Raw genomic sequence first — 22,494 nt, forward strand, 5'->3', positions numbered from 1 at the left:
GCGTTAGCGGGCCTCGGCTGCCAAATCGGCGCTGGCCTGCGCAGGCCGCGCGCTTGCGGAATCATCGCCGCTGTAGGCGTTGCTCAGTGTCAGCAAATGCCGCCGCTGCTCGCCTCCGAGATACGGCGCGAGCAGGTGCAGCGTGTGCTGGCCGCCGCGCATCAGCGCGCCCTGGGCATGCGCGGGTTCGAGCGCCTCGCGCGGATTGCGCACGTACTCGTAGCTGAGCCAGTAGGTCAGCACCACCACCATGCTCTGGGCGAGGGTGTCGACCTCGTGCACGTCGATGTCCAGGTGCCCGGCCCGGCTCAGCCCGGCGATCAGCATGCGGATCGCGCGGGTCTTGTTCTTGAGCACCAGCTGGAACTGCGTTTCCAGGTGCCGGTTCTTGCTCAGCAGGTCGTTCAGGTCGCGGTAGAGGAAGCGGTAGCGCCAGATCAGTTCGAACAGGCTGTGCATGAAGAACCAGGCGTCTTCCACATCGTGCACGCCTTCGCTGGCATGCAGCAGCTCGTTGAGCTCGGCCTCGTAGCCTTCGTAGAGCTTGTTGATCAGCTCTTCCTTGGCGGGGTAGTGGTAGTAGAGGTTGCCGGGGCTGATGTTGAGCTCGCCCGCCACCAGCGTGGTGGAGACGTTCGGCTCGCCGAAGCGGTTGAACAGCTCGAGTGCGGCTTCGAGGATGCGTTGCGCTGTGCGGCGTGGCGCCTTCTTGGCCATGTCAGTCCCCGTTTTTTATCTCTTGGGGACACTCTAGCCTATGTGCACTGCACCATGAATGCGCCAGCGCAATGTTTTGCGGCGGCGCGTGTTGTGCACCGCCGCAAAAACGGGGCTCCAGGAGGCGTTCAGCCGGGCTTGCTGCTGCTGCCGCGCCGCACGGCCTTCTTGGCGGCGGTGGCAGGTGCTGCGCTACGGCCTGCGGTCTTGCGGCTCGCGCTGCGCGCCGGGGCGGCGCCCTTGCCCGGGCGGCGCTGCAGCTCGGCCTCGAGCGCGGCCACGCGGGCCTGCAGCGCGGCGTGCTCGGCGGCCGAGGGCACGCCCAGCTTTTCGAGCGCACGCGCCACGCGCTCTTCGAAGATGTTCTCGAGCTTGCCCCATTGGCCCGCGGCCTTGGTGCCGAACTCGTTCGCAAAGCCGGCCATGCGCGTCTGCGCCTGCGCAAGGGTTTCCTCGGCAGCCTGCTGGGTCTTCTTCTGCAGGCCGGCGCCGTCCTTCACCAGCGCCTCGAAGGCCTTGCTGCCTTCCTGCTGCATCTTGGCGAAGGCGCCAAGCCCGGCCAGCCAGATCTGCTGGGCCGAGTCCTTGATGCGGTCGGAGCCCTTGTTGCCGTCGTCGTCCTGGGTAGCCATGGTGCGAAATGTTCCTGTGAAACCAACGAGCGACTCTAGCCGCTCGGCCCGCTCGTTTTTAGAGCTTTGTATCTATGGCCACGGGCTAGACCGTGGCTCCCGCGGCGCGGCTGGCGTCCAAATGGGTTTTCGCCCGTTCGGCCAGCGCCATTTCGCCCGGCGTGCCCGGCACGAAGGGCTGCACCGGCAGCGGCCGGCCGTGCGAGTCGACCGAGACGAAGACGATCAGGCATTCGGTGGTCTTGTCCATGGTGCCGCCCTTCATGTCGCCGCTGCGCACCTCGACCGAGATGTTCATGCTGGTGGTGCCGGTGTAGGCCAGCCGGGCCTCGACCTCGACCAGGTCGCCGATCATGATCGGGTGGTGGAAGCGGATGCTGCCGATGAACGCCGTCACGCAGTAGCGCTTGGCCCAGCTGGTCGCGCAGGCGTAGCCGGCCTCGTCGATCCATTTCATGACGGTGCCGCCGTGGACCTTTCCGCCGAAGTTGACGGTGCTGGGCTCGGCCAGGAATCGAAGGGTGATGGAGGACATGCGCCGCCTTTTTGTGTGGGCCGTGGATGGGGTTCCGATTATGCGAGCGAGCGCCCACCGCGCCGCGCGCCGCCGGTCGGCGGGGCACGCACGCTCAGCCGCCGCCGCCGAACAGCTCCGCCAGCGTGCGCCGCAGCCAGGCATTGCCGGCGTCCGCATGGAAGCGCTCGTGCCAGTGCTGCTTGACGGCATAGGCCGGCAGCTCGAAGGGCGGCTCCAGCAGCTTCACCGGCTCCTGCGTGGCCAGCACCTTGCCGAGGATGCTGGGCACGATCACGATCAGCTCGGTGTGCGCCACGATGCGCGCCACGCTCAGGAAGCTCGACAGGCTGGCCACCACGTTGCGCCGGAGCCCCAGCCGCGCGATGGTCTTGTCGACGATGGCGTGGCCGGTGCCCGACGAGGCCACCACCGCATGCGCCTCGCTCTCGAAGCGCTTGCGCGTGAGCCGCTCGCCGATGCGCGGATGGTTGCGTGCGGCCAGGCAGACGAAGTTCTGCATGAACAGCGTCTGCTGGTAGAAGCCCGCGTCCAGCTGCGGCATGAAGCCCACCGCCAGGTCCACCGCGCCGTCCTCGAGCCGGCGTCCGCTCTCGGTGGAGATGATCTCGGTCTCGATGCGCACCCCCGGTGCGGTGCGCCGCAGGTGGTCGAGCAGGCCGGGCAGCAGCACCACCTCGCTGATGTCGGTCATGCAGATGCGGAAGCTGCGCGCCGCGCTGGCAGGCTCGAAGCTCGCGCGTCCGCCCTTGGCCCGGTTCAGCCGGTCGAGGATGTCGAGCACCAGCGGCTGGATCTGCCGCGCATAGGGCGTGGGCTCCATGCCGCGCGAGGTGCGCACGAACAGCTTGTCGCCGAAATGCGTGCGCAGCCGCGCCAGCGCGGTGCTGGCCGCCGACTGCGAAAGGCCGAGCCGCTCGGCCGCGCTCGACACGTTGGCCGTCTTGTAGACCTCGTCGAACACCAGCAGCCATTCGAGATCGAGCTGGGCCATGGAACATCTCCTTTGCAGCGACCACTATCAAGAAACAAGATCGGGCCTATCGCCACGGCCCCATTGCGCCAATAGTAGTACCGGCGGAAGATCAGCGTTCCCCCGGAGACAACCGCCGCACGACGGCCGGAACTGCTGCTGCCCATGAACCCCACCGCCCAGAAATCCGCCGCCCCGGCGCCCGCCAATGCCGCGGAGCGCCGCAACTACTACGAGCGCATCCGCCCGCTGCACCTCACGCCGCTGTGGGAGTCGCTGCATGCGCTGGTGCCGCGCGAGCCCGCCACGCCCTGCGTGCCGGCGCTCTGGCGCTACGACGAGATCCGCCCGCTGCTGATGGAATCGGCCGCGCTCATCACCGCCGAGGAAGCGGTGCGCCGCGTGCTCGTGCTCGAGAACCCGGCGCTGCCCGGCAACTCGTCGATCACGCAGTCGATCTATGCGGGCCTGCAGCTCATCATGCCGGGCGAGGTCGCGCCCTCGCACCGCCACGTGCAGTCGGCGCTGCGCTTCATCGTCGACGGCAAGGGCGCCTACACCACGGTGGGCGGCGAGCGCACCACCATGTACCCGGGCGACTTCATCATCACGCCGTCCTGGGCCTGGCACGACCACGGCAACGAGGGCGTCGGCGGCACCGTGGAGCCGGTGGTCTGGCTCGACGGGCTCGACATTCCGATGCTGCGCTTCTTCGACGCCGGCTTTGCCGAGAACGACGACGCCAAGGTGCAGCACGTGGCGCGCCCCGAGGGCAACAGCCTCGCGCGTTTCGGCCACAACATGGTGCCGGTGCGCCACGACCACGCATCGCCCACCTCGCCGATCTTCAACTACCCCTATGCCCGCAGCCGCGAGGCGCTGGCCCTGCTGCAGAAGCAGGAAGCGCCCGACGCCTGGCTGGGCCACAAGCTGCGCTACATCAACCCGCTGACGGGCGGCGCGCCGATGCCCACCATCGGCACCCAGCTGCAGCTGCTGCCCCGGGGCTTCGCGGGCAAGGCGCACCGCGCCACCGACGGCACCGTCTACAGCGTGGTCGAAGGCCGCGGCATCGCCGAGATCGCGGGCCGGCGCTTCGAGTTCGGCCCGCGCGACACCTTCGTGGTGCCTTCGTGGGCGCCGCTGCGCCTTTCGGCGCCCGGCGAGGACGTGGTGCTCTTCAGCTTTTCGGACCGTCCCGTGCAGCAGGCCATGGGCGTCCTGCGCGAAGCCTTTCTCGAAGAAGACGCCTGAAAACCGTCCGCATTTTTTCTTTCTTTCTTTCTTCTCTTGTTGTCTTGACCCTGTGCCGCCGCGCGCGGCAGGAGCCCACATGTCCTTCGCCTTCACGCCTCCTTCCATCGTCGGCCTGCCCATCGTGGGTTCGAGCGAGCTGTTCCCGGTGCGCCGGGTCTACTGCGTGGGCCGCAACTACGCGGCGCATGCGCGCGAGATGGGCTTCGACCCCGACCGCGAACCGCCGTTCTTCTTCTGCAAGCCCAACGACGACGCCTCGGTGGTGCCAGTGGCCGAAGGCGAGACCGGCGCCATTCCGTATCCGCCGCTCACGAGCAACTACCACTACGAAGCCGAGCTGGTCGTGGCCATCGGCAAGGGCGGCAAGGACATTGCGGTGGAGCAGGCGGCCAGCCACATCCACAGCTACGCCGTGGGCCTGGACATGACGCGGCGCGACCTGCAGATGAAGATGCGCGAAGCCGGCCGGCCGTGGGAAATCGGCAAGGCCTTCGACTTCTCGGCGCCCATCGCGCCGCTGCGCACGCTGGCCGAGGTGGGCGAGATCAACGCCGGCGCCATCAGGCTCGAGGTCGACGGCCAGGTGCGCCAGAACAGCGACATCACGCACCTGATCTGGTCGGTCAACGAAGTGATCGCCAATCTCTCGACGCTCTTCGCGCTGCAGCCCGGCGACCTGATCTTCACGGGCACGCCCGAAGGCGTGGGCGCGGTAAAGCCTGGGCAGACGCTCAAGGTGAGCATCGACAAGCTGCCTTCGCTCACCGTGCGCATCGACTGAGCAGGCGCAGCGCAGAGGCCCCGCGATGAGCACATCTCTCCCGAAGAATCCCCCCACCGTGCTGCTTGTCGGCGGCGGCATCGGCGGCATGGCGGCCGCGCTGGCGCTTGCGCGGCTCGGCGTTTCCATCGACCTGCTCGAGCAGAGCGCCACCATCGGCGAGATCGGTGCCGGCCTGCAGCTCGGCCCCAACGCCTTCGCGGCGCTCGATGCGCTCGGCGTGGGCGAGGCGGTGCGCCGCAACTCGGTCTTCACCGACCGGCTCGTGATGATGGACGCGGTCGACTGCGGCGAGGTGGCCTCGGTGCCCGTGGGCGAAGCCTTCCGCGCGCGCTTCAGGAACCCCTATGCGGTGAGCCACCGCGCCGACCTGCACGGCGCCATCCACGAGGCCGTGAAGCAGCATCCGCTGATCCGCTTCCACACGTCGGCGCAGGTCGAGTCCATCGACATCGGCACGGGCAAGTCGCAGGGCGTGGTCGCCACCACGCGCGACGGCCGGCGCTTCAAGGCCGATGCGATCGTGGGCTGCGACGGCGTCAAGTCCGTGGTGCGCGCCAGGCTGGTCGGCGACGAGGCGCGCGTTTCGGGCCACGTGGTGTACCGCGCGGTGGTGCCGGTGGCCGACATGCCGGCCGACCTGCGCTGGAATGCGCCCGTGGTCTGGGCCGGCCCCAACTGCCACCTGGTGCACTATCCGCTGCGCCATGGCGAGCAATACAACCTGGTCGTCACCTTCCACAGCCGCGAGCAGGAGGAGTGGGGCGTTTCCGAGGGCAGCAAGGAAGAAGTGCTGTCCTACTTCGAGGGCGTGCATGCGCGCCCTCGCCAGCTGCTCGACCGGCCCAGCTCGTGGCGGCGCTGGAGCACGGCCGACCGCGATCCGGTGGCGCGCTGGAGCGACGGCCCGGCCACGCTGCTGGGCGATGCCGCGCATCCGATGATGCAGTACCTCGCGCAGGGCGCCTGCATGGCGCTGGAGGACGCCGTCACGCTGGGCGCCGCGGTGCAGGCCTGCGATTTCGACATGCCGGCCGCCTTCAAGCTCTACGAGGCCGCGCGCATTCCACGCACCGCCCGCGTGGTGCTGTCGGTGCGCGAGATGGGCCGGCTCTATCACGCCAAGGGCGTGGAGCGGCTGGTGCGCAACAGCCTCTGGGTGGGCCGCACGCCCGAACGCTTCTACGATGCGGTCGAGTGGCTCTATGCCTGGCGGCCCGAGCATTGCCTGGACGACGCGCCGCAGCCGCTGCTGCGCTCCGCCGCGGTGCCCGGCGCCGAGGCGGCGGCCGTGCTTTCGCCGCACTGAGCGGACGGGTTTCTTTCATCATCACTATTCGAGGCCGCAGGCCCAGGAGACAACATGACTTTTTCACCACGCGCATTGCGGGCGGGCATCCTGGCCCTGGCGTCGCTGGCCTGCGCCACCGGCGCGCTGGCGCAGGCCGGCGACTATCCGAACAAGCCGGTCACGCTGGTCACGCCCTTCGCGGCCGGCAGCGGGCCCGATGCGGTGCTGCGGCTGGTCTCCGACAAGCTCTCGCGCCTCTGGAACCAGCGCGTGCTGATCGACAACCGGCCGGGCGGCGGCGGCTTCATCGCGATCGACCAGGCGCGGCGCGCGGCGCCCGACGGCTACACGCTGCTGCAGCTCGACAGCGAGCACATCGCGGCGCTGCCGCACCTGTACAAGTCGCGCAACTTCGTGACGCTGCAGCACTTCGATCCCGTGGCCTCGCTGTTCCGCACGCCCTTCTTCGTGGCGGTGTCGAGCGAGTCGAAGTGGAAGAACATGGGCGACCTGATCGCGGCCGCCAAGGCCAACCCCGACGCCATCGTCTACGGCTCCTGGGGCGTGGGCAGCCCGGGCCACCTGGGCGCGCAGCAGCTGGAGGCGCTCACCGGCATCCGCATGCGGCATGCGCCGTTCCGCGAGGTGTCGCAGCTGTTCTCCAACGTGGGCACGGGCGAAGTGCCGTGGAGCTTTGCCAGCATTCCGTCGAGCCAGGGCATCTACAAGGCCGGCAAGCTGCGCTACCTGGCCATTGCCGCGCCCAAGCGTATTCCGCAGATGCCCGACGTGCCGACCATGGCCGAGGCCGGCGGGCCGGCCTCGCTGGAGGTCAACTCCTTTGTCTCGCTGCTCGCGCCCAAGGGCGTGCCGGCGGCGGTCAAGGCCAGGATCAACGCCGACGTGGCCAAGGTCATTGCCGACCCCGAGATCCGCGCGCGCTTCGACACCTTCGCCTTCGAGCCGCTGGCCTGGTCGCCCGAGGAGATCGAGCGCAACGCCGAGGCCAAGTCCAAGGTCTATGGCGAGCTGGTGCGCCGCGGCAACATCAGCCTCGACTAGCGGCCCTCATTACCATTACGTTTTTTCACATTTCCTTTTCACTTTCCATGCACGCCACCAAGAGAGCCCTCCTGATCGCCTGCGGCCTGGCCGCCGCCGCCGCGCTGCCGCTCGCGGCCAGCGCACAGAGCAATGCCTGGCCGACCAAGCCCATCCGCCTGCTCGTGGGTTTTCCGGGCGGCTCCACGCCCGACATCGCCGCCCGCACCATCGCCGAGCCGCTCGCCAAGGCGCTCGGCCAGCCCGTGGTGGTGGACAACAAGCCCGGCGCCTCGGGCAACATTGCCGCCGACATGGTGGCCAAGGCCACCGACGACCACACGCTGGGCATCGTGATCAACGGCAATCTCACCTCGTCGAAGATGCTGTATCCGCGGCTGCCCTACGACCCGGCGAAAGACTTCACCTACCTCTCGCTGATTGCCACGGCCCCGCTGGTGCTGGTGGCGCAGAACAACCTGCCCTCGGGCACCGCCTTCTTCGACGCGGCGCGCAAGGGTGGCGACAAGTGGAACTACGGCTCGGTGGGCGTGGGCTCGGTCGGGCACCTGGGCATGGAACTGCTCAAGAGCCGCGTGGCCGGCTTCAACCCCGAGCACGTGCCCTACCAGGGCAACCCGCAGGTCGTGACCGCGATGCTCGGCGACCAGGTGCAGATGGGCCTCATCCCGCCGGGCGTGGCCATGCCGCAGGTGCGCGCCGGCAAGCTCAAGGCGATCGGCCTCACGGGCGGCCGCAGCGCGCTGGTGCCCGAGCTGCCGCCGCTGGCCGACGCCGGCGTGCGCGACTTCAACCTCGAGGTGTGGGTGGCGCTGCTCGGCCCGGCCAACCTCTCGAAGACCGCGCAGGCGCGCATCAGCCGCGAGATCGAGGTCATCATGAAGCAGCCCGAAGTGCGCCAGAAGCTCTTCGACCAGGGCTGGCAGGCGGTGGGCACCTCGCCCGACGGCATGCGCCTGCGCGTGAAGGAAGAGGCGGCGATCATGACGCGCATCATCTCGGCCCGCGGCATCAAGATCCAGTGATGGCCGCCGTCCCACACAAGACCCTGAGCGAACCGGCGCGCGAGCTGCCGGTGTTCGGCGAATACGACGTGGTGGTGGTCGGTGGCGGCCCCGCCGGCATTGCCGCCGCCGTGAGCGCAGCGCGCCGTGGCGCGAACACGCTGCTGGTGGAGCGCTACGGCTTCCTCGGCGGCATGGGCACCGCGGGCGGCGTGACCAACTTCGCGGGCCTCTACGGCAAGCGCAACGGCGAGATGACGCTGCTGGTGCGCGGCGTGGCCGACGACCTGCTCGCGCGCATCGATGCGCTGGGCGGCCTCAACACCCCGCAGGACGGCATGCAGGGCCGCATCCGCGTGCGCTCCTACGACACCTCGGCCTACAAGATCGCGGCCGACCAGCTGTTGCTCGATGCTGGCGTGAACCTGCTGTTCCACGCCTGGGCCGCCGCGGTGGTGCGCGAGGGCGACCGCATCGCGGCGCTGGTGGTCGAGACCAAGTCGGGCCGGCAGGCGATCCGCGCCAACGCTTTCGTCGATGCCAGCGGCGACGCCGATGTGGCGGCCTTTGCAGGCGTGCCCTTCGAAGTGGGCGACGGCCACGGCAGCGGCCTGTTCCCGACCACCATGTTCCGCGTCGGCCAGGTCGATGCGCAGCCCGCGCTCGCGGCCGTCGGCGAATTCAAGGCCATCAACGATCTGATGGCGCGCGTGCAGGCGCAGAAGCCGGGCGCGTACAGGTTTCCGCGCGAAGGCGCGATCCTGCGGCCCAACATCGACCCGCGCGAATGGCGCGCCAACGTCACGCAGATCCGCAACGCGGCCGGCCGCGCGATGAACGGCGTCGATGCGCGCGAACTCACCGAAGGCGAGCTCGAAGGCCGGCGCCAGATCGCCGAGTACTTCAGGTTCATGAAGGCCGAGGTGCCGGGCTTCGCGCACTCGGCCATCGTCGAGATCGCGCCGCAGGTCGGCATCCGCGAAACGCGCCGCATCGAGGGCCTCTACGCGCTCACGGGCGAGGACATCCTGTCGTCGGCCAGCTTCGACGACAGCATCGGCATCAACGCCTGGCCCATGGAGATGCATGCCGACGGCCGCATCGAATGGGCCTTTCCGCGGGACGAGAGCCGCACCTACAACCAGCTGCCCTGGCGCATGCTGGTGCCGCGCACCGTCGACAACCTGCTGGTGGCCGGCCGCTGCGCCGCCATGACGCACGAAGGCCAGTCGGCCGCGCGCGCGAGCGGTGGCTGCTTCGTGATGGGGCAGGCGGCAGGCACCGCCGCGGCTTCGCTGGGTGCCAGCGCGAAGTTCGCCGAGGTCGACGTGCCGGCGCTCCAGAAGAAGCTGGCCGCCGACGGCGTCGATCTCGACCGCTGAGCCGCCGGCGAAGCACTGACCGCCCCGCGACAGCCCGCGGGCGCGGCCTTTGCTATGGTCTGGGGTTGCTTCCTTCGCATTGACGCTCTTCCTCCGATGACCACCGATCCCGCCACCGCCGCCCGCCTTGTCGCCGAACTCGTCGCGCTCATGCAGCTCGAGCCGCTCGGAGGCGACAAATTCCTGGCCCAGAGCGAAGACATCGGCACGCCCGCCGTGTTCGGCGGCCAGGTGCTCGGCCAGTCGCTCGCGGCCGCGAGCCTCACGGTGGGCGCCGACCGGCCGGTGCATTCGATGCACGCCTACTTTCTGCTGCCGGGCGAGCATGCGCCCATCGAATACAGCGTGGACCGCGTGCGCGACGGCCGCAGCTTCACCACGCGGCACGTGGTGGCGCGCCAGCAGGAGCGCATCATCTTCGAGATGTCGGCCTCGTTCCAGACGGTGGACGACGGCGTCGAGCACCAGTTCGCCATGCCCGCAGTGGAGGGCCCCGAGGGCCTCGCGAGCGAACTCGACCAGCGCCTCGCGCTCGGCGAGCGGCTGCCCGAACGCTGGCGCATCAAGGGCCTGGAGCCGCACGGCATCGAATACCGCGGTGTCGAGGCCGACGACCTGCTGGCGCCGGCGGTGCGCTCGTCCGAAAGCGCGATCTGGATGCGCGCCATCGCGCCGCTGCCCGACGACCCGGTGGTGCACCGCGCGCTGCTGGCCTACGCCTCCGACCACGGCCTGCTGCGCGCCGCGATGCTGCCGCACGGCCTGAGCTTCATGAGCGGCCAGGTGCGCCCCGCGAGCCTCGACCACGCGATGTGGTTCCACCGCGATTTCCGCATGGACGACTGGCTGCTCTACGTGCTCGATTCGCCAAGCGCCAGCGGCGCGCGCGGCCTGTGCCGCGGCAGCCTGTTCACGCGCGACGGGCGGTTGGTGGCTTCTACGGCGCAAGAGGGAATGCTGCGGGTCAAGCGCTGAGGAAGTATTCGATGCTGCTGTTCAGGGCGGCGCTCCCGCCGACGGGGTACCTTGCTCCGCGAATGTCCCCCGGCCTTCGGCCTCCTCCTTTATTTCGCTGCGCAAGGCACCCCATCAGCGGGAGCGTGATCAGAGCACTAGTTGATCAGCGATACACCAGCGGCGTGCCCAGGTGCACAGAGCATCGGGTGCTCCCCGCAGCGAAATAAAGGAGGAGGCCGCAGGCCGGGGGACATTCGCGGAGGGGAGTACCCGGTGATCTGTGCACGCGCCCTGAACAACGGCGCCCGAGCCCAGCCCGTGCAAGCCCTCCGAATCCTTGGCTAAATGCGGGTCTCGCATGAAATGAACCAAGGACCCACATGTCTTCCGAAGCACAGAAAAAAGTAGCCATCGTCACCGCCGGTGGCAGCGGCATGGGAGCGGCTGCGGCGCGCAAGCTCGCGGATGACGGTTTTCGCGTCGCCATCCTCTCGTCATCGGGCAAGGGCGAGGCGCTCGCCGCCGAGCTTGGCGGCATCGGCGTGACCGGCTCCAACCAATCGAACGACGACATCAAACGGCTGGTCGACAAGGTGACCGACACATGGGGCCGCGTCGACGTGCTCGTCAACAGCGCGGGCCATGGTCCGCGCGCGCCGATCCTCGACATCAGCGACGAAGACTGGCACCGCGGCATGGACGTCTACCTGCTGAGCGCGGTGCGCCCCGCGCGGCTCGTGGCACCGCTCATGGTCAAGCAGGGCGGCGGCTCGATCATCAACATCTCCACCTTCGCCGCCTTCGAGCCCGACCCCGTGTTCCCGACCTCGGGCGTGTTCCGCGCCGGCCTCGCGGCCTTCACCAAGCTCTTCGCCGACAAATACGCCGCGCAGAACGTGCGCATGAACAACGTGCTGCCCGGCTTCATCGACAGCCTGCCCGAGAAGGCCGAGTTCCGCTCGCGCATTCCGATGGGCCGCTACGGCAAGAGCAGCGAGATCGCGGCCGTGATCGGCTTTCTCGCATCCGAAGGCGCGGGCTACATCACGGGGCAGAACCTGCGCGTGGACGGCGGCATCACGCGCTCCGTGTAGTGTGGAGCGCTTAGGTAACTTTCCTCAGAAACTGGAAAGGCTCCCATGAACATTCCCGACCTGGCGCAGGAGAACATGCGCCGCACCATCGAGTCCTACGAAGCGTCCGCCTGCGAATACAACGCGATCGTGGCGGGCCACCGGCCGGTCGAAATCGAGGATGCGCTGCGCCGGATGATGCAGCTCGTGCCGGCCGGTGGCAGCGTGCTCGAGATCGGTTCCGGAACGGGGCAGGACGCCGACTTCGTCGAGGCCCTGGGCGGGACCGTGAGGCGCACCGATGCGGTCCAGGCCTTTCTCGACCTGCAGGCGGAGCGCGGCAAGAAGGGCGAGCTGCTCAACGTCGTCACGGATGCGCTGGGCGGGCCCTACAGCGCGATCGTCGCGTTGTGCGTGCTGATCCATGTCGACCGCGCGCAGATCGCGCCGGTCCTGCGCAAGGTGTTCGATGCGCTCGCGCCCGGCGGGGTCTTCCTGGCGGCGATGCGCATCGGCGAAGGCGAAACCAATGGCGACTACCAGACCGTCTACTGGGCGAAGGACCGCTTCGCCGAGCAGCTCGAGGCGGCGGGCCTGCGCATGCAGTGGGAGAGCCAGTGGATCGGCCGCGGCAACGTGGCGTGGGCCAACTTCCTGGCGCTCCGACCGCTGTAGCGAACCGGGATCTACACGCCCAGGTAGCGCGTCCAGAGCGAGCGGTCGGCGTCGAGCGCGGCCGAATCGCCCTGCCACACCACGCGTCCGCGTTCCAGGATCACGTGGCGGTCGGCCAGCGGCAGCAGGCGCTGCACGTACTTGTCGACCACCAGGATCGCCTCGCCCTCGGCCTTGAGCGTGGCGATGCAATGCCAGATCTCCTCGCGGATCACCGGGGCCAGGCCCTCGGTGGCCTCGTCGAGGATCAGCAAGCGCGGATGCGTCGACAGCGCACGCGCAATCGCCAGCATCTGCTGCTCGCCGCCCGAGAGCTGGTTGCCCGCGTTGGCCTTGCGTTCCGCGAGGCGCGGGAACAGGCCGTAGAGCGCCTCGACCGTCCAGCGCGGCGCGCTGCCGGGGCGCGGCCGTGCGAAGGCGCGCAGGTGCTCGTCGACGCTGAGATTCGGAAACACATGGCGGCCCTCGGGCACGATGGCCACGCCGCGCCGTGCAATGGCGTCGGGCCTCATTGTCTTGTGTGGGCCGCCGATCGCATCGCCGCTGAAATGCACGCTGCCGCGCATCGGTGCCAGCGTGCCGGTCAGCACCTTCAGCAGCGTGCTCTTGCCCATGCCGTTGCGGCCCAGCAGCGCGAGCACTTCGCCCGCGCCAATACGCAGGTCGATGCCGAACAGCACCTGGCTTGCGCCGTAGCCGGCCTCGACGGATTTCGCGTCGAGCAATGTGGTGGCTGCGTTCATGCGTGTCCTTCCGCTTCCGTACCGAGGTACACCGCCTGCACATCGGGATGCCCGCGCACTTCGTCGGCCGTGCCGCTCATCAGCACGCGCCCCTGCACCAGCACCGTGAGCCGGTCGGCCAGGCGGAACACCGCGTCCATGTCGTGCTCGATCAGGAGGATCGCCATCGATTCGCGCAGCGACTCGATCAGCTCCACCATGCGCGCCGATTCGTCGGGGCCCATGCCGGCCATCGGCTCGTCGAGCAGCAGCAGCTTGGGTTCGGCCGCAAGCGCCAGCGCCACGTCGAGCGCGCGCTGTGCGCCGTGCGGCAGGGTGCCCGCGATGCGGTGGCGTTCGCTGCCGAGGCCCACGCGGTCGGCCAGCGCCACGGCGCGTTCCACCAGGCCGCGTTCCGTCGCGCGCGGCGACATGAAGCGCAGGCTGCTGCCCGCATGGGCCTGCGCCGCGAGCATGAGGTTGTTGTGCACGGTTTCCTTGGCGAAGACGCGCGTCACCTGGAAGCAGCGCGACATGCCGGCCGCCACGCGCTGGTGGTCCTTGAAGCCGGTGATGTCCTTCTCGTCGAGCAGGATGCGCCCGGCGTCGGCCTTGAGCAGCCCGGTGATCAGGTTCACGAGCGTGGTCTTGCCCGCGCCGTTCGGCCCGATCAGCGCATGCACTTCGCCGCGCTCCACGGTGAGGTTCACATGGTCGGTTGCGAGCAAGCCGCCGAAGCGCTTGACCAACCCTTCGATTCTGAAAAGGCTCATGTCTTGCTCCCTCGCCCCTCTGGGGAGAGGGCCGGGGTGAGGGGCAAGCGGCGCTTGTACAAAGCTGCGAGCCCTTTAGGCGCCCACAACGCAACAGCAATCAACAACAGCCCCAGCGGCATGTGCCAATGCTCCGTGTGCTGCTTCAACGCTTCCTCGAGCACCAGCCAGACCACGGCACCCACCGGCCCGCCCCAGCTGCGTCCCAGTCCACCGATCACCACCATCACCAGCAGCGTGGCCGACTGCGTCCAGTGCATCGTCGCCGGGCTCACGAAGCCATTGCCGCCCGCGAGCAGCGCGCCCGCCAGCCCCGCGATGGCGCCGGCGATCGCAAAGGCCACGAGCTGCAGCTTGAACACCGGGTAGCCCAGTGCCCGCATGCGCGTCTCGTTGTCGCGGATGCCCATCAGCGCATGGCCGAAGCGCGATTGCGTCGCGCGGTGCAGCCACCAGAGCGCGAGCGCCACGATGGCCAGCACGACCCAGTAGAAGTTCGATTCGTTGCCGAGGTCAAGGCCTGGCAGCAGCGTGGGCCGGCTCATCAGCGTGTAGCCGTCGTCGCCGCCATAGCGGCGCAGCGACACCACCACGAAGTACAGCATCTGCGCAAAGGCCAGCGTGGTCATGATGAAGTAGACGCCGCGCGTGCGCAGCGCCACCGTGCCGATCAGCGCCGCGACGAGGCCGGCCACCAGCGCGGCCAGCGGCCACATCACCCATGCGGACACCACGCCCGCATCGCTGAGCGCCACCACCGTGTAGGCGCCCATGCCGATGAAGCCCGCATGCCCGAGCGCCACCATGCCGCCGAAGCCCAGGATGAAGTTGAGGCTGGCAGCCGCCAGCGCCACCACGAGCACGCGCCGCACGAAGCCGATGTAGAACTCGAGCCCGAACAGCGGCGCGACCAGCGGAAAGGCCGCGAGCAGCAGGAGGAGGAGCAGCCCGAGGCCGAGAGAGCGTGAGGACAACTTCATGACCGGGCGGAGAAAAGGCCGGAGGGCCGGAAGATCAAAACGACGACCATCAGCGCGTACATCGCGACTTCGGCGAACAGCGGGCCCAAGTCGGCGGCCGTGGCCGGCGGCAGCGTGGCGCGCAGCAGCATCGGCACGAAAGCGCGTCCGACCGTGTCGACCACGCCCACCATCAGTGCGGCCACGAAGGCGCCGCGCACCGAACCGATGCCGCCGATCACCAGCACCACCAGCGCCGGAATCAGGATCGCCTCGCCCATGCCGACCTGCACCGCGACGATCGGCCCCATCAGCGCGCCGGCCAGCGCGGCCAGCGCCGCGCCGAGCAGGAACACGCCGTTGAAGATGCGGCCCACGCGCACGCCCATCAGCTCCGCCATCGGCCGGTCGGACGCGCCCGCGCGCACCCGCATGCCGATGCGCGTGTGGTTGACGAGCAGGTAGAGCGCGAGTGCCACCAGCAGCCCGCCCGCGAGGATCACGAGCCGGTAGGACGGGTAGGGCAGGCCGTCGACCAGCTCGATCGGCCCCGACAGCGCGGCCGGCGTCGGCGCCATCACCGGCGACGGGCCCCAGGCCATCTTGACGATGTCGTCGGCCACCAGGATCACGCCGAAGGTGGCCAGCACCTGCGCCAGGTGGTCGCGCGTGTAGAGGCGGCGCATCAGCAGCACCTCGAGCAGCAGCGCCACCACCACCGTGACCGCCACCGCGATCACGATGGCTGCCGTGAACGAACCGGTGCGCGTGTGCGCCTCGGCCGCCACGTACGCGCCCGACATGAAGAGCGAGCCATGCGCGAGGTTCAGCACGTCCATGATGCCGAACACCAGCGTGAGCCCCGCTGCCAGCAGGAACAGCATCAGCCCGTAGCCGAGGCCGTTGAGCAGCTGCTCGAGAACGAGGATGCCGCTCACTTGAGGGGACACTTGTCGGCGTACGAGTCGCCGTAGTTCGTGAGAACCGTGTTGATCAGCTTGTTCGTGACCTTGCCCTGTGCGTCCTTGCCGATCACGCGCAGGTAGAAGTTCTCGACCGGATAGTGGTTGTTCGCGTACTTGAAGCTGCCGCGCGTGGATGCGTAGTTGGCCTTCTTCAGTGCGGCCACCACGGCTTCGCGGTTCTGGGCGTTGCCGCCCGATTGCTTCACGGCCGCATCCATCGCCAGGATCGCGTCATAGGCCTGCGCCGCATACACCGACGGGTAGCGGCCGTTGTATTCCTTGCGGAACGCGGCCACGAAGGCCTTGTTGGCAGCATTGTCGAGGTCGTGCGCCCAGTGCGAGGTGTTGAACAGGCCCAGCATCGGTTCGCCCACCGCGCCGATCACGTCCTCGTCGGCCGAGAAGCCGCTGGTCACGAGCGTGATGTCCTTCGACAGGCCCGCGCCCACGAACTGCTTGATGAAGTTGATGCCCATCGCGCCGGGCAGGAAGAAGTAGATGGAGTCGGGCTTGGCCGCGCGCAGCTGCGCGAGCTCTGCGGCGTAGTCGATCTGGCCGAGCTTGGTGTAGAGCTCGTCGGCCACCTGGCCCTTGAACTGGCGCTTGAAGCCGCCCAGTGCATCCTTGCCCGCGGGATAGTTGGGCGCGATCAGCACGGTCTTCTTGAAGCCGCGGTCCTGCGCGAACTTGCCGGCGGCCTCGTGGAACTGGTCGTTCTGGTAGGCGGTGCCGAAGAAATACGCATTGCACTGCGCGCCCGCGAACTGGCTCGGGCCGGCATTGGCCGAGAGGTACGGCACCTTGGCATTGAACAGCGTCGGGCCCACGGCCAGCGCCACGTTGGAGCCGATCGGGCCGCTGAAGAGGTCGATCTTGTCGCGCTGGATCATGCGGTCGACCAACTGCTTGGCCTGGTCGGGGCTGCCGGCCATGTCGGCCTGCACGAACTCCACGTCCTGCCCGCCGAGTTTGCCGCCCAGCTGCTTGATGCCGAGCGCGAAGCCGTCGCGCGCCTCGGCGCCCAGGGCCGCGAACGGGCCCGAGATGTCGAGCGCCAGGCCCACCTTCACGGGCGCGGCCATGGCCGATGCCGCGCCACCAAGGGCCGCGCCGCAGAGCAGCAGCGAAAGCAGGGTGCGCGGCAGCAGCGCGGGCGACTTCGGGGACGGGTGGCTCATGGATTCTCCGGCAGAGGAAGGGTGAAACGGCGCCCCGGCGCCGCGCCATGCAGCACCGAAGACGTCGAACCGTTGATAGCTAAATACTTTAACCATAAACAATTCGCTGTCAACGGTACTAGCACGAATGGTGCCAATGGTCCGTGCCGCTTCCTGGTGCGCGGGGCCCGTTTCGGTGGGCCTTTTCGCCGGCTTCAGCCGAAGGGATTGGCCGTTGCAAACCACAGGCCGATGCCGGTGGCGATGATGAATGCGCCGTCGGTCACGCCCGCCACCAGGAAGAACTTGGTCTGCAGCGTGTCGACCAGTTCGGGCTGCCGCGCCGTGCTCTCGAGGAACTTCTGCCCGACCAGCCCGATGCCCAGGCAGGAGCCGAGCGCTGCCACGCCGATGAGCAGGGCGACTGCGAGGGGAAGGATGTTGAAGCCGGTCATGGTGTTTTCTCCAGTGGTTGATCGATGGAGGTACTTTCCCAGAGCGGGTGCGTACGGTCGATGACGTGGGAGGTCATGTTTGGGATGAATCGGGGGTGCGCTCCCGCCGACGGGGTGCCTTGCTCCGCGAATGTCCCCCGCCTTCGGCTCCTCCTTTATTTCGCTGCGCAAGGCACCCCATCGGCGGGAGCGTGTTCAGAGCACTCGTTGATCAGCCGCGAACCGACAGCGTGCCCGGTGCGCAGGGCATCGGGTGCTCCCCCGCAGCGAAATCAAGGAGGAGGCCGCAGGCCGGGGGACATTCGCGGAGGGGAGTACCCGGTGGCCTGTGCACGCGCCCTGGACAACAGCGCCCTGAACAAGAGCGCCCCGAAACAAAAGCAAGCCCTAAGGCAGCTGCGTCCAGTTCTGGTTGTTCCCTCCATTGCAGGTCCACGTGATCAGCGCCGTGTCCTGCGTCGTCGAGCCGTTGGGCACGTCGAGGCACGAGCCCGAGGCGCGGTTGCGCAGCGTGCCGCCGGCCAGGCTCCACTGCGCCGTGTTGCCCGCCGTGCATGCCAGCTGCACCACCGGCGCGTTGGTCGTCGCGGTGCCGTTCTGCGCCAGGCAAAGGCCGCTGTGCTCGGCCACCAGCTGCACATAGCCGCCCGTGACCGACGTGACCGTGAACTTCTCGTGGCTCGCCGTGCCGCAGGGCCACTGCACCGCCACCGTGCCGCTCGCCGTCGCCCCGCCCTTGATGTTCACGCACATCGTCGGATTGAGGTCCGAGCGCAGCCGCGTCACCACCGCCGGCGCCGTGTCCAGCGAGCGCACGTACTCGCGCAGCGCCACCACGTCCGTCGGCGGCAAGCTCGAGGCATTGCCGTGGCCGCTGTTCAGCACGTCCTGCAAGGTCGCGGCCTGCCCGTTGTGGAAGAAGGCCGTCGTGTTCCAGGTGCCCGAGAGCGTCGGCGTATCGAAGCCCAGTCCCGCGAGCGGCTGGTTGTGGCCCTTGCCCGACGAGAGCTGGATCGTGCCCACGTCGTGCCGCAGGCCGTCGCGCAAGGTGCCGCCGGTGTGGCAGGTGGCGCACTGTGCCGTGTTGAACACCGTCTGGCCGCGCGCCGCCTCCACGCTCAGGCTGCCGTCCGCCGCACGCGCCGGGCTGCGCATGTACTTGTTCAGCGAACTCAGGTAGGCCGCAAGATCGTCGAGCTGCGCACTCTTGCCGGCCTTGGGCGCGCCCAAGGGGTCGGCCGTGGCGGCGAAATCCGCATTCGTCAGAAAGCCCGTGCCGCCGAACTCGTTGCGGATGTCGTTCTCGAAGTCCTGCACCTCGTCGAAGTTGGCGGTCCAGTGCATCTTGCCGTGGCCCGCGCCGCGCCGGCCCATGAGGCTGATGGTGCGTCGCAGGCCCTCGCCGCGCTGCGTGAAGTCCCACACCATGCCGTCGTCGCCGCCGTCCGCATGGCAGCTCGCGCAGGAGATGTAGTTGTCCTTGCTCATGCGCCGGTCGGAGGCGTTGTAGAACACCTGCTTGCCGCGCAGCGCCGCGGCCGCCATCGGCTCCTGCGCGACCGTCGCCACGTTCTGCAGGAAGGTCGCCGCCGCCGATTCCGACGACAGCACCAGCGACACGTCGTGCACCGACACCGACCGCGCAAGGAAGTTGTTGACGAACAGCCGCTTGCGCGCCGCATCCAGGTACAGGCCGTGCGGCGCACTGCTCGCGTTGATCTCGCCGCGCACGGCCCGGCTGTACGGGTCGACGATGGCGACGCGGTTGCCTTCCATCTGCGCCACGAAGAGGTAGTCGCCGGGCGGAGAGAACAGCGCCGCGCGCGCCGGTGCGCGGTCGTCGAAGTCGATCTGTTCGCCGAACACTTCCGCGGCCGCTTGCAGGTCGACCTGCGAGAGGATGGAGCGCACGCTCTGGTCGTGCGTCAGGTCCACGCCGTCGCGGAAGCGGCCGCGCACGATGTTGTCCTTCTTCGACGGCAGCACCGCGCGCCGGCCATCGGGCGAGATCACCACCTGGCTCAGGTAGTTGGCCACGCCGCGCGCGCGGCTCTCGGTGTCCACCGTGGTGGTGTCCACCGGCAGCGCGATGGTGGGCATTGCGCTCATGCTCTGCAGGTTCACCTTGTGCAGCTGGCCGCCGGTCAGCTTCGACTTGAAGCGCGTGACATAAGCCACCTGCGCATCGGAGCTCACGGCAATGCCGCGCAGGCTGCCTTCGAGGGCGACGGCGCCGGTGGTGGCGCCGTTGCTTGGGTCGAAGCTCATCAGCACCGACTTGCTCTCCAGCGTCAGCAAGCCCTTCGCGCCGTCGGGCGTGAAGGCCACGCCGTAGGGGCCGCTGCCGTAGGCCAGCGGCACGGTGGCCGAGAGGCTGCCGTCGGCCGCGCTGAGCGCCACCAGCTTGTCCTCGCCCTGCACCGCGACCCAGATGCGCCCATCCGGGCCCACGGCCAGTGTCTTCGGCTCGTCGCCCACGCGCACTTCCCAGCGCTTGGCCAGGGTCTGCGCGTCGATGGCGGCGACCGTGCCGCTGTCGGGGTTGAGCGAGTAGACCGAATTCGCATCGCCTGCGATGTTGGTCGTGTGCGTGGGCGCCCGCGCCGTGACCGGGACGATTACCGTGAGGTTGTAGGTGTAGAAAGTCTCGCGGCCGCTCGCGTCGCGCACCGTCAGCGTCACGGTGTAGTGCCCCGGCCGTGTGTAGGTGTAGGTGTAGCGCGGCTGGGTGGAGTAGGCCGTCTGCGTGCCGTCGCCGAAGTTCCAGCGGAACTGCGCGCCGCTGCTGCCGAGCGTGGCCGGGTCGAACACCAGTTGGCCGTTGACGATCTTCGGACCGCCGCCGATGCCGGGGTCGCCGATGATCGCCTGCCCGCGCAGCGTGGCCACCTCGCCGTCGGTGAGCACGCGGCTGTACACGCGCACTTCCGCCAGCGTGCCCTTGAACAGGTCGGCATTGCCCTGGATCTGGCCCATGACCTGGAACTTGTTCGCGAGCCCTTTGGTGCCGGTGAGGCCCGTGGAGCTGGTCTTCACGCCGTCCACGTACATGGCCTGCGCGCCCGAGGCCGCATCGCGCGTCATCACCACGTGGTGCCAGTTGCCGTCGTTCACCGCCGCCTGCGAGCGGGTGCCGGGGTTGTTGGTGGCCTTGTTCGCGACCGAGAGGTTCATGAAGCCGCTGCCGTCGATCCAGCCCCAGAACACGTCGTCCGCTCCGCTGGCCTGGTCGCGCCCGAAGATGCCCGGTGCGGTCCATGGGTTCGCGCTGCCGGCCTGCGTGGTCTTCATGTAGAAGCTCAGCGACGCGGTGCCGCCGAGCACGGTGGCGACGCTGTCGTTCTTCAGCGGCACGCCGGCGGTGCGGTTCGCGAAGCTCATGCCGATGCTTTCGAAGGTATCGCCCGACGCCGGCGTGCCGTTGTTGCTGCCGATCGGGTCGGAGAGGTTGCCGGCCAGCGTCCAGTAGTGCTGCAGGTTGATGTCGGTCGCGTTGCCGGTGTTGAAGGTCGACTTGAAGTCGGCGCCGATGGCATTGCCCGCATAGTCCTTCACGCCGTTGGCAGGCAGGAACACTTCATAGCTGGTGCCCGGTTGCAGCGGCTGCTCCGGATGGAAATTGATGATGCCCAGCTGCACGCTGTAGGTGCCCGCCAGCGTGTTGCCGCCCACCGGCCGCACGATGAAGGTGTTGGCGTTCACGCTCTCGGGGCGGATGTTGTCCGTCATGCCCAGGCCGATGCGCGAGCTCAGGGCCTGCTGCTTCGCGCCGTTGGCCGGCGAGACCTGCTTCACCTCGGGCCGGGTGGTGTCGGGGTCCACCGCATGCACGACGAAGCCGCTGCCCGAGCCGTGGTCGTTGCCCACGAAGACCAGGTTGCCGAACATCGCGACCTGGCCGTTGTCCGAATGCGAGTAGTTCGGGTCGTCCTCGCGCAGGATGCTGCCGCGGCCCACCTCCACGTGATTGAGCGGATTGCTCACGTCGACCTTGTGGATGCGCGTTTGCGCGCCCTGGATCACGTAGTTGTCCTGCGTGGCGCAGTACAGCTGTTCGTCGATGACCAGCCGGTTGTCCTCGGCCACGAAGCGCGAGCGGTCGGAGAGGTCGTAGCTGTACATCTTCGCGCCGCTGCCGCGCGTCGAGGCGTGCAGGTTCCTGCCGTCGAAGCAGGTGGCGTAGTAGAACGGCGTGGTGCCCACGATGGAATCGAGCACCTTGGGGTTGAGCGGGTCGGAGATGTCGAGGCTCGCGAACCCGCCGTTGCTTTCCATCGCGGTCAGCACCATGTGGTTGCCCATGGTGAAGATCGGACCGATCCGGAAGTTGCCGAGTTCGCCCGTGGGCACCGGGTTGGGCTTGCCGGCGCCGCGGTTCGCAACCACGGCGTTCGCGGGGTCCCGGGCATCGACGATGAAGATGCCACGGCCCGCCGAGGCCACGTACAGGTAGGGCGCCTGCCACCAGAGCTGCCAGGCGACGTTCTCGTAGTCGCCGGCGTTGACGCCGGGCAGCGCCAGCTTCTTCACCTGCTTGATGTCGTTGATGTCGGTGAAGTCCCAGAACTCGACGCCGTTGATGCTGGGCAGCACCACGTACGTCTTGCCGCCGATCTTCGCGGTGCCGAAGGAGTGCGTCTCGCGGAACTCCTTGGTGCGGCCACCTGTCGCGTCATCGGGTTCGTAGATCTTCTTGACCAGCCGGATCTGGCGCGGGTTCGACACGTCGTACAGCAGGAATCCGCCCGGACCCAGGCCGCTGTCCGGCGCGAAGGAGGTGAGGAAGTAGCCGTTGACCATGATGCCCGCGTTCATGCCGTAGTCCTTGCGGCCCGGGTACGTGGCGGGCACCTCGCGCGACTCGTAGGCACTGCTGTGCGCCGGGTCGAGCGGGTGCGCAAGGCTCGTGATCATCGACACCGGCTTGAACAGTTCCGCCGATGTGTAGCTGAGGTTGCCTAGGCCCGGCCCCTGCAGCGGGAGCGGGTCGGCAACGGCCTCGGAAACCGCCGTGGCCATGTTGCCGAGGGTGGTCATCGGGCTGACCCCGGTGATGGCCGCATGCGTCAGCAATGTGACGAGCGGGGCCAGGAACGCCATCAGGAAATACCGGATCTTCATCGT

At 68.5% G+C, this 22,494-nt stretch carries 20 protein-coding genes; 9 read left to right on the top strand and 11 right to left on the bottom strand.

Going from position 1 to position 22,494, the window contains the following annotated elements; all coding sequences use genetic code 11:
- Positions 1-3: 3 nt before the first annotated feature.
- The 4 genes from AC1DSC_RS29750 to AC1DSC_RS29765 form a co-directional block, all read right to left on the bottom strand.
- Positions 4-717, bottom strand: coding sequence for a TetR/AcrR family transcriptional regulator (locus AC1DSC_RS29750; protein WP_012745512.1), 714 nt, complete (start codon positions 715-717; stop codon positions 4-6).
- 128 nt (positions 718-845) lie between these two features.
- A complete protein-coding gene (locus AC1DSC_RS29755) occupies positions 846-1,349 on the bottom strand; it encodes a phasin family protein (protein WP_369664036.1) in 504 nt (167 codons plus the stop codon).
- 85 nt (positions 1,350-1,434) lie between these two features.
- The gene (locus AC1DSC_RS29760) at positions 1,435-1,884 is read right to left on the bottom strand and encodes an acyl-CoA thioesterase (RefSeq protein ID WP_018903932.1); all 450 of its coding nucleotides are present in this window, start codon (positions 1,882-1,884) and stop codon (positions 1,435-1,437) included.
- Between the two features lie 94 nt (positions 1,885-1,978).
- Positions 1,979-2,878 (bottom strand): LysR family transcriptional regulator, encoded by a 900-nt coding sequence (locus AC1DSC_RS29765; protein WP_369664037.1) that lies wholly within the window; start codon positions 2,876-2,878, stop codon positions 1,979-1,981.
- A 144-nt stretch (positions 2,879-3,022) separates the two neighbouring features.
- Between AC1DSC_RS29765 and gtdA the strand changes: the two genes are divergently transcribed.
- The 9 genes from gtdA to AC1DSC_RS29810 all read left to right on the top strand — a co-directional run bounded on the left by gtdA (position 3,023) and on the right by AC1DSC_RS29810 (position 12,339).
- A complete protein-coding gene (gtdA, locus tag AC1DSC_RS29770) occupies positions 3,023-4,111 on the top strand; it encodes a gentisate 1,2-dioxygenase (protein WP_369664038.1) in 1,089 nt (362 codons plus the stop codon).
- Positions 4,112-4,190: 79 nt separating this feature from the next.
- Positions 4,191-4,895 carry a fumarylacetoacetate hydrolase family protein gene (locus AC1DSC_RS29775; RefSeq protein ID WP_369664039.1) on the top strand — a complete coding sequence of 235 codons (705 nt, stop codon included), beginning with the start codon at positions 4,191-4,193 and terminating at the stop codon, positions 4,893-4,895.
- Between the two features lie 25 nt (positions 4,896-4,920).
- Entirely contained in the window at positions 4,921-6,204 is a 1,284-nt protein-coding gene (locus tag AC1DSC_RS29780; protein ID WP_369664040.1) for a 3-hydroxybenzoate 6-monooxygenase, read from the top strand.
- 54 nt (positions 6,205-6,258) lie between these two features.
- Positions 6,259-7,248, top strand: a complete 990-nt coding sequence (locus AC1DSC_RS29785) for a Bug family tripartite tricarboxylate transporter substrate binding protein (RefSeq protein WP_369664041.1) — start codon at positions 6,259-6,261, stop codon at positions 7,246-7,248.
- Positions 7,249-7,295: 47 nt separating this feature from the next.
- On the top strand, positions 7,296-8,273 hold the full coding sequence (locus AC1DSC_RS29790; RefSeq protein ID WP_012745520.1) for a Bug family tripartite tricarboxylate transporter substrate binding protein: 978 nt from the start codon (positions 7,296-7,298) through the stop codon (positions 8,271-8,273).
- Positions 8,273-9,634, top strand: coding sequence for an FAD-dependent oxidoreductase (locus AC1DSC_RS29795; protein WP_369664042.1), 1,362 nt, complete (start codon positions 8,273-8,275; stop codon positions 9,632-9,634). Before AC1DSC_RS29790 ends, AC1DSC_RS29795 begins: the two co-directional genes overlap by 1 nt.
- 96 nt (positions 9,635-9,730) lie before the next feature.
- The gene (locus tag AC1DSC_RS29800) at positions 9,731-10,609 is read left to right on the top strand and encodes an acyl-CoA thioesterase (RefSeq protein WP_012745522.1); all 879 of its coding nucleotides are present in this window, start codon (positions 9,731-9,733) and stop codon (positions 10,607-10,609) included.
- Positions 10,610-10,971: 362 nt separating this feature from the next.
- The gene (locus AC1DSC_RS29805) at positions 10,972-11,685 is read left to right on the top strand and encodes an SDR family oxidoreductase (RefSeq protein ID WP_018903941.1); all 714 of its coding nucleotides are present in this window, start codon (positions 10,972-10,974) and stop codon (positions 11,683-11,685) included.
- Between the two features lie 45 nt (positions 11,686-11,730).
- Positions 11,731-12,339, top strand: a complete 609-nt coding sequence (locus tag AC1DSC_RS29810) for a methyltransferase (protein WP_369664043.1) — start codon at positions 11,731-11,733, stop codon at positions 12,337-12,339.
- An 11-nt stretch (positions 12,340-12,350) separates the two neighbouring features.
- On the opposite strand, the gene AC1DSC_RS29815 is transcribed toward AC1DSC_RS29810, so the two are convergent.
- From AC1DSC_RS29815 to AC1DSC_RS29845, 7 genes are all read right to left on the bottom strand, one after another.
- On the bottom strand, positions 12,351-13,082 hold the full coding sequence (locus AC1DSC_RS29815; protein WP_369664044.1) for an ABC transporter ATP-binding protein: 732 nt from the start codon (positions 13,080-13,082) through the stop codon (positions 12,351-12,353).
- Entirely contained in the window at positions 13,079-13,834 is a 756-nt protein-coding gene (locus AC1DSC_RS29820; RefSeq protein WP_369664045.1) for an ABC transporter ATP-binding protein, read from the bottom strand. Before AC1DSC_RS29820 ends, AC1DSC_RS29815 begins: the two co-directional genes overlap by 4 nt.
- A complete protein-coding gene (locus AC1DSC_RS29825) occupies positions 13,831-14,814 on the bottom strand; it encodes a branched-chain amino acid ABC transporter permease (RefSeq protein WP_369664046.1) in 984 nt (327 codons plus the stop codon). The genes AC1DSC_RS29820 and AC1DSC_RS29825 overlap by 4 nt, the downstream gene beginning before the upstream one ends.
- Entirely contained in the window at positions 14,811-15,731 is a 921-nt protein-coding gene (locus tag AC1DSC_RS29830; RefSeq protein WP_278880557.1) for a branched-chain amino acid ABC transporter permease, read from the bottom strand. The genes AC1DSC_RS29825 and AC1DSC_RS29830 overlap by 4 nt, the downstream gene beginning before the upstream one ends.
- Positions 15,728-16,936, bottom strand: coding sequence for an ABC transporter substrate-binding protein (locus AC1DSC_RS29835; protein WP_018903945.1), 1,209 nt, complete (start codon positions 16,934-16,936; stop codon positions 15,728-15,730). Before AC1DSC_RS29835 ends, AC1DSC_RS29830 begins: the two co-directional genes overlap by 4 nt.
- Positions 16,937-17,130: 194 nt before the next feature.
- Entirely contained in the window at positions 17,131-17,370 is a 240-nt protein-coding gene (gene atpE / locus AC1DSC_RS29840; protein WP_012745530.1) for a F0F1 ATP synthase subunit C, read from the bottom strand.
- A gap of 387 nt (positions 17,371-17,757) precedes the next feature.
- The gene (locus tag AC1DSC_RS29845) at positions 17,758-22,491 is read right to left on the bottom strand and encodes an Ig-like domain-containing protein (RefSeq protein ID WP_436287166.1); all 4,734 of its coding nucleotides are present in this window, start codon (positions 22,489-22,491) and stop codon (positions 17,758-17,760) included.
- Between the last annotated feature and the right edge of the window lie 3 nt (positions 22,492-22,494).

Source organism: Variovorax sp. 01N425 (assembly GCF_056399465.1).

Coding starts and splice junctions, on each gene's coding strand:
- AC1DSC_RS29750 (WP_012745512.1), bottom strand. CDS start 717: ATGGCCAAGAAGGCGCCACGCCGCACAGCGCAACGCATCCTCGAAGCC.
- AC1DSC_RS29755 (WP_369664036.1), bottom strand. CDS start 1,349: ATGGCTACCCAGGACGACGACGGCAACAAGGGCTCCGACCGCATCAAG.
- AC1DSC_RS29760 (WP_018903932.1), bottom strand. CDS start 1,884: ATGTCCTCCATCACCCTTCGATTCCTGGCCGAGCCCAGCACCGTCAAC.
- AC1DSC_RS29765 (WP_369664037.1), bottom strand. CDS start 2,878: ATGGCCCAGCTCGATCTCGAATGGCTGCTGGTGTTCGACGAGGTCTAC.
- gtdA (WP_369664038.1), top strand. CDS start 3,023: ATGAACCCCACCGCCCAGAAATCCGCCGCCCCGGCGCCCGCCAATGCC.
- AC1DSC_RS29775 (WP_369664039.1), top strand. CDS start 4,191: ATGTCCTTCGCCTTCACGCCTCCTTCCATCGTCGGCCTGCCCATCGTG.
- AC1DSC_RS29780 (WP_369664040.1), top strand. CDS start 4,921: ATGAGCACATCTCTCCCGAAGAATCCCCCCACCGTGCTGCTTGTCGGC.
- AC1DSC_RS29785 (WP_369664041.1), top strand. CDS start 6,259: ATGACTTTTTCACCACGCGCATTGCGGGCGGGCATCCTGGCCCTGGCG.
- AC1DSC_RS29790 (WP_012745520.1), top strand. CDS start 7,296: ATGCACGCCACCAAGAGAGCCCTCCTGATCGCCTGCGGCCTGGCCGCC.
- AC1DSC_RS29795 (WP_369664042.1), top strand. CDS start 8,273: ATGGCCGCCGTCCCACACAAGACCCTGAGCGAACCGGCGCGCGAGCTG.
- AC1DSC_RS29800 (WP_012745522.1), top strand. CDS start 9,731: ATGACCACCGATCCCGCCACCGCCGCCCGCCTTGTCGCCGAACTCGTC.
- AC1DSC_RS29805 (WP_018903941.1), top strand. CDS start 10,972: ATGTCTTCCGAAGCACAGAAAAAAGTAGCCATCGTCACCGCCGGTGGC.
- AC1DSC_RS29810 (WP_369664043.1), top strand. CDS start 11,731: ATGAACATTCCCGACCTGGCGCAGGAGAACATGCGCCGCACCATCGAG.
- AC1DSC_RS29815 (WP_369664044.1), bottom strand. CDS start 13,082: ATGAACGCAGCCACCACATTGCTCGACGCGAAATCCGTCGAGGCCGGC.
- AC1DSC_RS29820 (WP_369664045.1), bottom strand. CDS start 13,834: ATGAGCCTTTTCAGAATCGAAGGGTTGGTCAAGCGCTTCGGCGGCTTG.
- AC1DSC_RS29825 (WP_369664046.1), bottom strand. CDS start 14,814: ATGAAGTTGTCCTCACGCTCTCTCGGCCTCGGGCTGCTCCTCCTCCTG.
- AC1DSC_RS29835 (WP_018903945.1), bottom strand. CDS start 16,936: ATGAGCCACCCGTCCCCGAAGTCGCCCGCGCTGCTGCCGCGCACCCTG.
- atpE (WP_012745530.1), bottom strand. CDS start 17,370: ATGACCGGCTTCAACATCCTTCCCCTCGCAGTCGCCCTGCTCATCGGC.
- AC1DSC_RS29845 (WP_436287166.1), bottom strand. CDS start 22,491: ATGAAGATCCGGTATTTCCTGATGGCGTTCCTGGCCCCGCTCGTCACA.